9 protein-coding genes are annotated in these 10,898 nt (G+C 71.1%); 7 read left to right on the forward strand and 2 right to left on the reverse strand.

Annotation, left to right across the window (positions count from 1 at the left end; translation table 11 throughout):
* Positions 1 to 92: 92 nt before the first annotated feature.
* Entirely contained in the window at positions 93 to 620 is a 528-nt protein-coding gene (locus tag ACWEQG_RS30195; protein ID WP_452289893.1) for a DUF1697 domain-containing protein, read from the forward strand.
* A gap of 38 nt (positions 621 to 658) precedes the next feature.
* Here the strand turns inward: ACWEQG_RS30195 and ACWEQG_RS30200 are convergent, their stop codons facing one another.
* Positions 659 to 2,164, reverse strand: a complete 1,506-nt coding sequence (locus ACWEQG_RS30200) for an MFS transporter (RefSeq protein ID WP_452289895.1) — start codon at positions 2,162 to 2,164, stop codon at positions 659 to 661.
* A gap of 269 nt (positions 2,165 to 2,433) precedes the next feature.
* On the opposite strand from ACWEQG_RS30200, the gene ACWEQG_RS30205 reads away from it, so the two are divergent.
* Together ACWEQG_RS30205 and ACWEQG_RS30210 are read left to right on the forward strand one after the other, a co-directional pair.
* Positions 2,434 to 3,039 (forward strand): helix-turn-helix domain-containing protein, encoded by a 606-nt coding sequence (locus tag ACWEQG_RS30205; RefSeq protein ID WP_452289897.1) that lies wholly within the window; start codon positions 2,434 to 2,436, stop codon positions 3,037 to 3,039.
* A 132-nt stretch (positions 3,040 to 3,171) separates the two neighbouring features.
* Positions 3,172 to 4,044: a class I SAM-dependent methyltransferase gene (locus ACWEQG_RS30210; protein WP_452289899.1), complete on the forward strand. Its 873-nt coding sequence runs from the start codon at positions 3,172 to 3,174 to the stop codon at positions 4,042 to 4,044.
* Between the two features lie 116 nt (positions 4,045 to 4,160).
* Here ACWEQG_RS30210 and ACWEQG_RS30215 read toward each other — a convergent pair whose 3' ends face one another.
* A complete protein-coding gene (locus ACWEQG_RS30215) occupies positions 4,161 to 4,793 on the reverse strand; it encodes a TetR/AcrR family transcriptional regulator (RefSeq protein ID WP_452289901.1) in 633 nt (210 codons plus the stop codon).
* A 100-nt stretch (positions 4,794 to 4,893) separates the two neighbouring features.
* On the opposite strand from ACWEQG_RS30215, the gene ACWEQG_RS30220 reads away from it, so the two are divergent.
* The 4 genes from ACWEQG_RS30220 to ACWEQG_RS30235 all read left to right on the forward strand — a co-directional run.
* On the forward strand, positions 4,894 to 5,877 hold the full coding sequence (locus ACWEQG_RS30220; protein WP_363471004.1) for an oxidoreductase: 984 nt from the start codon (positions 4,894 to 4,896) through the stop codon (positions 5,875 to 5,877).
* Complete coding sequence (locus ACWEQG_RS30225) at positions 5,877 to 7,505, forward strand: ABC-F family ATP-binding cassette domain-containing protein (protein ID WP_452289903.1); 1,629 nt, start codon at positions 5,877 to 5,879, stop codon at positions 7,503 to 7,505. The genes ACWEQG_RS30220 and ACWEQG_RS30225 overlap by 1 nt, the downstream gene beginning before the upstream one ends.
* Positions 7,506 to 7,578: 73 nt before the next feature.
* Complete coding sequence (locus tag ACWEQG_RS30230) at positions 7,579 to 7,764, forward strand: hypothetical protein (protein WP_452289905.1); 186 nt, start codon at positions 7,579 to 7,581, stop codon at positions 7,762 to 7,764.
* 149 nt (positions 7,765 to 7,913) lie between these two features.
* Positions 7,914 to 10,898: tetratricopeptide repeat protein (locus tag ACWEQG_RS30235; protein WP_452289907.1), on the forward strand; the 2,985-nt coding region annotated here is incomplete at its 3' end.

Raw genomic sequence — 10,898 nt, forward strand, 5'->3', positions numbered from 1 at the left:
CGCCCAGCGACGACAGCGGCACATGACAATCCGATACCTGACGCTGTCTGACAGGAACGGGCGGTAGGTTCCCGCCGGAAGGAGGCGATGCGATGCGGTACGTGGCGCTGCTGCGCGGCATCAATGTCAGCCCCGCCACCACGGTGGCGATGGCCGATCTGCGGGCACTGCTGGAACGGCTCGGATACGGGAACGTGCGCACTCACCTGCGCAGCGGGAACGCCCTGTTCACGGCGGACGGGGACGCCGAGCCGATCTCCGCCGCGATCGAGCGCGGGCTCCGGGAGGAGCTCGGCCTGTCCGCCGCGGTGATCGTCCGTACGGCCGGGCAGCTTCGCGCCGTGGTGGAGCGCAACCCCCTGGAGGTCCGGGACCCCGCCAGGTTCGCCGTCGTCTTCCTGTCCCGGCCGCCGGACCGGGAGGGGCTGGCGAGCATCGATCCGGCGGCGTACGCCCCCGAGGAGATGCGGATGGGCGAGCGGGAGCTCTACGTCTACTTCCCCGACGGGCTGCGGCGTCCCAAGCTGCCGCCTCTCCTTGAGAAGCATTCGACCGGCCCGGTGACCATGCGCAACTGGAACACCGTCACCCGCCTGCTCGCGCTCGCCGAGGACCTCTAGACGAGTAGTTCCTATGTGGTCAGCCGGTTGTTACGCGGTCACCGGACGGCGACGGTCTCCGTGGTCTCCGCCTCGTCCGCGTTGGCGAGGTCTGAGCCCTTCGGCCCGCGAAGAGCGACGTAGACGAGCAGCACGCCCATGACGGCGACGCCTGCCCACATGGCCTGCTGCCAGCCGTCGACGAAGGACTGCTGCGCTGTGTGGATCAGGTCCTGAGCATGGCTGCCAATGCTCGGCGCCACCTCGACGGCGTTGGCGATTCCTTCGCGTGCGGTGTCCGCGGCCCGCTGGGGGATGCCGCCGAGCTTGTCGTCGATGGCGCCGCGGTAGCCGTTGGCCAGGAGCGCGCCGAGCATCGCGACGCCCAGGGCGGCGCCGAATTCGCGGGTGACGTCGTTGAGGGCCGAGGCGACGCCCTGCTTGGCACGGGGCAGGGAGCCGGTGATGGCCTCGGTGGAGGGCGTCATCGACAGGCCCATGCCGATGCCCATGGCGAGCATGCCGGCGAGGATGGACAGGTAGCCGCCGTCGACGGAGACGAACAGCGCCATCAGCGCCAGGCCGAGGGTGGACAGGGCGATGCCCACGGCCATGGTGGAGCGGGCGCCGATCTTGGCGGCCACCTTGGGGGCCAGGCCGGACGTCGTCATCATCATGATGGCCATGGGCATCATCGCCACGGTGGACAGCAGGCCCGACCAGCCCAGCACGGCCTGGAAGAACGGGAAGAGCACAACGGCGATACCGGCCTGGACACCGAAGACGACGAGCAGCGTGATGGAGCCGCCGGCCAGGCCGCGCTCACGGAAGAGGCGTACGTCCAGCAGAGACGCGTCGCGGCGGTGCAACTCCCAGGCCACGAAGGCGATGGCGGCGACGACGCCGACGGCCAGGCTGATCAGGGAGACGGGGTCGGTCCAGCCGCGCTCGGGGCCTTCCTGCAGGACGAAGATGAGTCCGATCACGGCGATCGTGGACACCAGCGCGCCGATGGTGTCGAAGGAATAGGTGGAGCGTTCGCGGGAGTCGGGCACCGACTTCAGGGTCATCGCCAGCGCGACGACGACCAGTACCACGGGCAGCACGAACAGCCACCGCCAGTCCGCGACGTCCACGAGGAACGCGGACAGGAACATGCCCAGGATGCCGCCGCCTCCGGCGACGCCGGTCCATACACCGATCGCCTTGCCCCGTTCCTCCTCGGGGAACGTGGAGGTGATGACGGCCAGCGTGATGGGCATGATCATCGCAGCGCCGATGCCCGCGGCCACGCGGGCGCCGATCATCACTGCGGCCGACGGAGCGAGCCCGGCGACGACGCCGGCCGCGCCGAAGACGATCAGTCCGGTGACCAGCATTGGCTTGCGGCCCAGTCGGTCACCGATCGCACCGAGCGGCAGCAGCAGGGCGGCCAGGGCAAGGGTGTAGACATTGATGATCCACAGAACGGTGGTCTGTGAGGCGCCCCACTCGACGGCCATGTGGGTCTGGGCGACGTTCAGGCCGGATACCGACGCGATGACGGCCATCAGCGCGATCGACACGGCGATCAGGATCGCGCGCAGTTGACGCGCATCCGGCGTACCCCCGCCACCTACTGGCGCGGCCGCCGCATGGGGAGGCTGGTTGCTACTCATGGTTTCCTCTCAAGAAGGGCATGCGGAATCAGCGCGTAGCCACCGGGACGCGGCGCGCGGTCACGCTGCGGCCGTCGCGAGGGTTACGGCGAACCGCAGATCACCCGCACCGGTTCAGGGGGCCATCTGGATTCGACGTTATGCCCGCATTGCAGTCGAGGCATAGCATGTTGCCTATGACGCAAGAAGATGGGGCGCTGGACAGCCTCGTACGCAAACGGATCCGCGCGCTGCGCGTCGCTCAGGGCTGGTCCCTGGAAGAACTGGCCACGCGTGCCAATCTCAGCCAGTCCTCGCTGAGCCGGATCGAGAACGGACAGCGCCGCCTCGCCCTGGACCAGCTCGTCACCCTCGCCCGCGCCCTGGACACCACCCTCGACCAGCTCGTGGAGAATGCCGCCGACGACGTCGTCATCAGCCCGATGATCGACGCGACCCACGGCCTGATGCGCTGGCCCATAAAGGGCGACCCCGGTATGAGCGTCATGCGTCAGCGCATGACCGAGCCTCCGCCCGACAATCCCGCCCGCATGCGCGCCCACCCCGGCCGCGAATGGCTCGTCGTGCTCTCCGGCACCGCGATCCTCATGCTCGGCCACCGCCGGTTCCGCATCGAGACCAACCAAGCCGCCGAGTTCCCCACGATGATGCCGCACGCGATCGGAGCAGAGGGGGGCCCGTGCGAGATCATGGGCATCTTCGACCGCGACGCCCGCCGCGGCCACCAACGCGGCGCGGGCGAGACCGGCGAGCCCGACGGCGCGCGGGGCCCCCGCGAGTAGCACCCTCGCGAGTACGGAGTTCCGCCGCCACGAGGGGGATGACGTTGCGCGGCGGGCAGCACATCACGCCACCTTCATGCGTATCCCGCAAGAAGTTGTGCGGTAGGCGCATGAGGTGCTTACGGTGACGTCATGACCACAGCGCACGAGCACATCCCTCACCACGGCGGCTCGCACGGCCACCACCAGGAACACGACGACAGCGGACAGGCGGAGATCCTCGACCTGGACGCCGAGGTCCTCGCCGAGCACATCGCATCCATCACGGCCTGGCTGCCGTTGAAGGTCGAGCCGCGCCAGATCGTGGATTTGGGCTGCGGCACCGGCGCGGGCACCTTCGCGCTCCTCGAACGCTTCCCCGAGGCGCGTGTCACCGCGGTCGACGCCTCCGTCGGCCACCTGCGGCTCCTGCGTGAGAAGGCATGTGCCCGCGGCGTCTCGGACCGGGTGCGCACCGTGCAGGCCGACCTCGACACCGGTCACTGGCCCGACCTCGGCACCCCGGACCTGGTGTGGGCCTCCGCGTCGATGCACCACATGGCCCACCCCGATCGCGCACTGCGTAACGTCCACGAACTTCTCGCGCCGGGCGGGCTGTTCGCCGTCGTCGAGCTGAGTGGCTTCCCCCGATTCCTGCCCGCCGACGCCCCCGAGGGCCGACCAGGACTCGAGGAGCGCGTTCACAGAGCGACCGACGGCTTCCACGCCGAACACGTCCCGCACCGCGGCGCCGACTGGGGGCCGATGCTGGCCGCCGCCGGGTTCACCGTCGAGGACGAGCGCACCATCACCGTCCACATCGAGGGCGATCGCAGCGAGGCCGTCGGCCGCTACGCCCACCGCGGCCTGCAACGCATCCGCGTCGCCGCCGCACCCGCGCTCAGCCCTGAGGACCTCGCCGCCCTCGACGAACTCCTGGACGTCGACAGCCCGCACGGCATCCTGCACCGCGGTGACCTCGCCGTACGCACCGAGCGCACCGTCTGGGCCGCCCGCCGCACCTGACCCTTGGGCTGCCCGGTTGCCTGCCGGGCGGCAACCGCACCCACCTACTCGCCTCATACGCAACCCGCTGCCGCGCACCGCCGTGCACGTCGTTCGGCTGTAGGAAGCCGAGGACTCTAGGAAGTCGTCTGCTCCGGCAGCCGCGAAGCGGCCCGCAGGGCTCCGGCGCGCGCGGCGGCAAGCGTGACGTGTACCGCCAGGTCGGCGGTCGTCTCGTCGACCGGATCGGCGGTGACGAGCAGGCGCAGGTAGATCGGCGCGGCCAGGGTCTTCAAGAGCTCGGCGGGATCGGTGTCCGCGGGAAGCTCGCCGCGCTCGACGGCGCGCGTCACCACCGGCTCGGCCCTGACGAGCCGGTCCTCGAACACGTGACGCCGGGCCGCGGCGATCTCCGGGAGATGAGCCGCCCCGGTGAACATGGCGGCGAGGACGGCCTGTCCGGTCGCACCGGTGAACGCCTGGACGAGCGAGCGCGCCAGCGCCCCCAGGTCGGTCTCGATCGCCCCGGTGTCGGGCACGGGGATGTCCATCGCCATGTGCTCGGCCAGGGCGTCGACGAGCAGGCTCTCCCGATCCTTCCAGCGCCGATACACCGTCGTCTTGTGGACCCCGGCGCGCTGGGCGACGTTCTCGACGGTCAACGCGGCGTAGCCCTTGTCCACGAGTTCGGCGAGTGTGGCGGAATGGACCGCGGCGCGGACTTTGGCGCCGCGGCCGACCGGCCCGGCCGAGGACTGACCAGACTGCATTGCAACTCCAAGTTGCGATAGTGGCGAGGCGGGTGACACCATGACGGTATCGCAACTCGGAGTTGCGATACCTTCGCTTGCGACCTTTGAGGCGGCCCTCATGCGTAACTCCCCTCCATGGACCTTCCGCGCCATTCCCGATCAGACCGGACGAGTCGCGGTGGTGACAGGAGCCAACAGCGGCATCGGCTACGTCACCGCCCGCGAGCTGGCCCGTCGCGGCGCGCACGTCGTGCTGGCCTGCCGCAGCCCCGAACGCGGCCGGGCCGCCCTCACCCGCATGCGGCACGAGGCCCCCCGCGCTCACCTCGAACTGCGCAGGGTCGATTTGGGCAGCCTGGCCTCGATCCGGGAGTTCGCGGCGGGCTGGGACCTCGGCCGGCTCGATCTGCTGGTCAACAACGCCGGGGTGGCGATGGTGCCCTACGCGCGGACCGCCGACGGATTCGAGTCGCAGTTCGGCATCAACCATCTGGGCACCTTCGCCCTGACCGGTCTGCTCCTGCCGCAGCTGCTCGCGGCGCCCGAGCCGCGGGTGGTCACCGTCAGCAGCGAGGGCCAGCGCTTCGCCCGCTTCGACCTGAAGAACCTCGACGCCGAGCGCGGCTATCGCACGGCGTTCGCCTACGTGCAGTCCAAGCGGGCCAACCTCTACTTCGCGATGGAACTGCAGCGCCGGGCCGACGCCGCCGGGCAGAAGCTGCGCAGCATGGCCGTCGCCCCCGGACTCACCCGTACGAACGTGCTCACCGGCGGCGCCAACAGCGGCAGGGGACGGCTGTACGCGACGCTCACGCGACTGCTGGTGCGCCTGGCCTTCCGTCCCACCCCGGAAGGGGCGAAGACGTCCCTGTACGCGGCGACCGTGCCGGACCTGCCCGGCGGCAGCTACATCGTTCCCGACGGCGTACTGCAGCTGCGTGGTGAGCCGGCTCCCCGTACTCGCGAGCGCGCCATCCGTGACACCGCCACAGCCACCCGCCTCTGGCGGCTGTCCGAGCGGCTGACCGGCGTCACCTATCCACTGTCCGCCGCCACGGCGACGCCGGGACAGGCGTGGGACCCAGTAGGGTCGGTGTCCTGATGAGCGCCACTCTTGTCGCGAAGGAACTCGCCGCCGGGCACGGCGACCGTGTCCTGTTCGCGGATCTCGATCTGGTCGTCGCGCCCGGGGACGTCGTGGGGCTGGTGGGGGCGAACGGCGCGGGCAAGTCGACGCTGCTGCGCCTGCTCGCCGGCCTCGACGCGCCCGAGCACGGCGGCGTACGGCTCAGCCCGCCCACAGCCAACGTCGGTCATCTGCCGCAGGAGCCGGAACGGCGGCCCGGCGAGACCGTCGCCGCCTTCCTCGCCCGCCGCACCGGGGTCGCCGCCGCTCAGCGGGCCCTCGACGCGGCCACCGAGGCGCTCGTGAGCGGCGATCCCGGCGACGCGTACGCCGAGGCCCTCGACCGCTGGCTCGCCCTCGGCGGCGCGGACCTGGAGGAGCGGGCCGCCGAGGTGGCGGCCGACCTCGGGCTCACGGTCGGCCCGGAGCAGGAGATGACGTCCCTGTCCGGCGGCCAGGCGGCCCGGGTGGGGCTGGCCTCGCTGCTGCTCAGCCGTTACGACGTGTTCCTGCTCGACGAGCCCACCAACGACCTCGACCTCGACGGCCTGGACCGGCTCGAACGTTTCGTGACGGGGCTGCGTGCCGGAACCGTGGTCGTCAGCCACGACCGCGAGTTCCTCGCCCGTACGGTCAACCGGGTGGTCGAGCTCGACCTGGCCCAGCGGCAGGTCCGCGCGTACGGCGGCGGTTACGACGCCTACCTGGAGGAGCGCGAGGTCGCCCGCAGGCACGCGCGCGAGCAGTACGAGGAGTACGCCGACACCCGGGCGTCCCTGGAGGCCCGCGCCCGATCCCAGCGCGCCTGGATGGAGAAGGGCGTCAAGAACGCCCGCCGCAAGGCCCCCGACGGCGACAAGATCGGGCGGAAGTTCCGCACCGAGGCGACGGAGAAGCAGGCGTCCAAGGCCCGGCAGACCGAGAAGATGATCGAGCGGCTGGAGGTCGTCGAGGAGCCGCGCAAGGAGTGGGAGCTGCGGATGGAGATCGCCGCCGCACCCCGCTCCGGGGCCGTGGTCGCGACGCTGCGCGGCGCGCTCGCGCGGCGTGGCGACTTCACGCTCGGGCCCGTCGACCTGCAGATCGACTGGGCGGACCGGGTCGCGATCACCGGCGCGAACGGCTCGGGCAAGAGCACCCTGCTCGGCGTGCTGCTCGGCCGCATCCCCCTCGACGAGGGGACGGCGGCGCTCGGTTCCGGTGTGGTCGTCGGCGAGGTCGACCAGGCCCGCGCCCTCTTCGAAGGCGACGAGCCGCTGCTCGACGCGTTCGGCGCGCTCGTCGACCTGCCGCCGGCCGACGTCCGCACGGTGCTGGCCAAGTTCGGCCTGCGCGCCGACCACGTGCTGCGCCCGGCGGCCACGCTGTCGCCTGGCGAGCGCACGAGGGCGGCCCTCGCCCTCCTGCAGGCCCGAGGGGTCAACCTGCTCGTCCTGGACGAGCCCACCAACCACCTCGATCTCCCGGCGATCGAACAGCTGGAGTCCGCGCTCGACTCGTACACGGGGACCCTGCTGCTCGTCACCCACGACCGGCGCATGCTGAAGGCCGTCCACACGACCCGCCGCGTCGTCGTCGAGGCCGGCCGCGTTCACGAAGCCTGACCGCGCGAGGGGCCCGACGCGTTTGTCGATCAATCACACGGTGTGATCTTGTTGGGTGGTCGATGATGCAGGTATGCGCGGATGGGGACCGGTCTGGGGTGGAGCCAGGGTCGCGGTGGCGGCCCTGGCGGCGCTGGGGGTGGCGGTATACGGGCTGATCGCTGAGCGGAGCGGCGGTGGCGGCGGTGTGCGGCAGCGGGCCGAGGCGACCGGGCGTGGCCGCGTCCTTCAGGCCGGCCGCGACGTCGGCACGCGGTGAGGCCGTCGCGTGGGTCCCGCAAGGTGATCCAGCATGCGGAGGGCTCGGGGCTGGCCCGGATCTACCAGGCGGCCGGGGACCTGATCGTGTATGGGGGCCAGGAGCCGTATCGGTGGGCCCCGTGGCCCGTACCGGTGTCGCCTCCGTCGGTGGGGGAGGCGCGGGCGCAGCCGAGTGAGTTGCTGCGGGCCTGTCATGGGCTGATCGCCTTCACCGGCCGCCGCGGTCTGCTGGCGGAGCTGGCGGACTGGCGGGATGCGCCCACGGGGCAGAAGGTGGCGGTGCGTCTGATCCATGGGCCGGGCGGGCAGGGCAAGAGCCGGCTGGCCGGGCATGTGGCGCAGCTGTGGGCGCGGCAGGGGTGGGTGGTGCTGGCGGCCCATCACCGGCGTGATCGCTCCACCGCGCTCGAGTTCGAGGTTCCCGCCTTCGACGGGGCGGCCGGGGCGTTGGTGGTGGTGGACTACGCCGAGCGGTGGGACATCGCCGATCTGCTCACCCTGTTGCGTGATGCGCATGCGTCGGGGCGGTTGCCGGTGCGGGTGTTGTTGCTGGCCCGCCCGGCCGGCACCTGGTGGGACAGCCTGAAGGGGCGGATGCGGCGGGATCTGGGTCTGGTGCCCAGCCGGGGGGAGCTGGAGCCGCTGGAACAGGAGAGCGGGATCACGCGGGCGGGGTTGTTCGCCGCGGCCCGTGATCGGTTCGCCGAGCTGCTGGGGGTGCCGGGGGCCGGCGGGGTGGCCGCGCCGCCCGCGCTGGAGCGGCATGAGGCCTACCGGCTGGTGCTGAGTGTGCACATGGCCGCGTTGGCGGCGGTGCTGGCCGTCGAGCGTGGTCAGGTGGCGCCTGGTGATCCGGTGCGGGTTTCGGAGTTCCTGCTGGCGCGTGAGCGGGATCACTGGGAGGCGATGGCCTCCGCGCGGCGGGACAGACCGTTGGCGACTTCGCCGGAGGCGATGGGGCAGGTCGTCTATGTCGCGACGCTGACCGGTCGGCTCGGCTATGAGGACGGCAAAGCCGCCCTGGCGCGCGCCGAGGTCGAGTCGACGCAGGCGATCGGGCAGCTGTTGAAGGACCATGCGGTGTGCTACCCGCCCGCCGGGCCGGCCTCGCCGGAGGGGGTTTCGGCCGCGCACACGAGTGCCACGGTGCTGGAGCCGTTGTATCCCGATCGGCTGGGTGAGGATTTCATCGCCTTGTCCGTCCCTGGTCATTCCTGTGATTTTCCCGTCGACCTGTGGGCGCAGGCGGCGCCTGCCCGGCTGCTGGCTCCGCCCGCCGGCGCCGATGGCGGACCGGGCGAGGAGGGCGGGGTGCCGGTGTGGGCGCGGCATGCGGTGACCACGCTGATCGAGGCCGCGCACCGGTGGCCCCACCTGGCGCGGCGGCAGTTGTATCCGCTGCTGGCCGATGCCCCTCATCTGGCGGTGCACGCCGGGGGCGCCGCTTTGGCCAGGCTGGCAGCCCTGGAGGACATCGATGTGGGGCTGCTGGCGGCCATCGAGGCGATGCTGCCCGGTCATCGGCATATCGATCTCGACATCGGGGCCGCCGCGATAGCCTCCCGCCTGGCCGAGCACTGGCTGGCCGCCGCCACCGATCCGGTCACCCGTGCCCACATCCATGACATCTTGGCTCTCCGTCTTTTCCGCGTGGGGCTGTACGCACGCGCCTTGGCCGAAGGCGATCAGGCCGTCCGGCTCTGGCGCCGGCTCGCCGCGCTGAACCGGGACGCCTATCTGCCCGACCTGGTCATCTCGTTGCACAACCACGCCGGCTTTCTTGCGGAGGTCGGCCGCCGGGCCGAGGCGGTTGCCTTCAGTGCGGAGTCCGTCCGTCTGCGCGGGGAGTTGGCCGAGCTCGACCGGGACGCCTATCTGCCCGGCCTGGCCGACTCGTTGGACAACCATGCTCTGCGGCTGGGGGAGGTCGGGCGGCGGGCCGAGGCGGTTGCCTTCAGTGCGGAGTCCGTCCGTCTGCGCGGGGAGTTGGCCGAGCTCGACCGGGACGCGTACCTGTCCGGCCTGGCCGGCTCGTTGGACATTCATGCTCTGCGGCTGGGGGAGGTCGGGCGGCGGGCCGAGGCGGTTGCCTTCAGTGCGGAGTCCGTCCGTCTGCGCCGGGAGTTGGCCCAGCTGAACCGGGATGCCCATCTGCCCGATCTGGCCGTCTCGTTGAGTAATCACGCGAACCGGTTGGCGGAGGTCGGGCGGCGGGCCGAGGCGGTCGTGGTCGGTGAGGAGGACGTCCGCCTGCATGGCGAGCTGGTCGAGCTCAACCGGGATGCCTATCTGCCTGGTTTGGCAGGTTCCTTGAGCAATCACGCTCTGCGGTTGGCGGAGGTTGGACGGTGGGCTGAGGCGGTCGTGGTCGGTGAGGAGGCCGTCCGTCTGTATGGCGAGCTGGTCGAGCTCAACCGGGATGCCCATCTGCCCGGCCTGGCCGTCTCGTTGTGCAATCACACGAACCGGTTGGCGGACGTCGGGCGGCGAGCTGAGGCGGTCCTGGTCAGCGAGGAGGCCGTCCGTCTGTATGGCGAGCTGGTCGAGCTGAACCGGGACGCCTACCTGCCCGGCCTGGCCGGCTCGTTGGACAATCACGCTGTGCGGCTGGGGGAGGTCGGGCGGCGGGCTGAAGCGGTCCTGGTCAGCGAGGAGGCCGTCCGTCTGCGCCGGGAGTTGGTCGAGCTGAACCGGGACGCCTATCTGCCCGGCCTGGCGATGTCGTTGAACAATCACGCGAGCCGGTTGGGGGAGGTCGGGCGGTGGGCCGAGGCGGTTCCCTTGAGTGAGGAGTCCGTCCGTCTGTATGGCGAGCTGGTCGAGCTGAACCGGGACGCCTACCTGCCCGGCCTGGCGATGTCGTTGAACACTCACGCGAGCCGGGTGGGGGGTCTCGAACGGTGGGCCGAGGCGGTTCCCTTCAGTGAGGAGTCCGTCCGTCTGCGCCGGGAGTTGGTCGAGCTGAACCGGGAGGCCTATCTGCCCGGCCTGGCCGGCTCGTTGAGCAATCACGCTGTGTGGCTGAGGAAGGTCGGGCGGTGGGCCGAGGCGGTTCCCTTCAGTGAGGAGTCCGTCCGTCTGCGCCGGGAGTTGGTCGAGCTGAACCGGGAGGCCTATCTGCCCGGCCTGGCC

The organism is Microbispora sp. NPDC004025 (genome assembly GCF_053604425.1).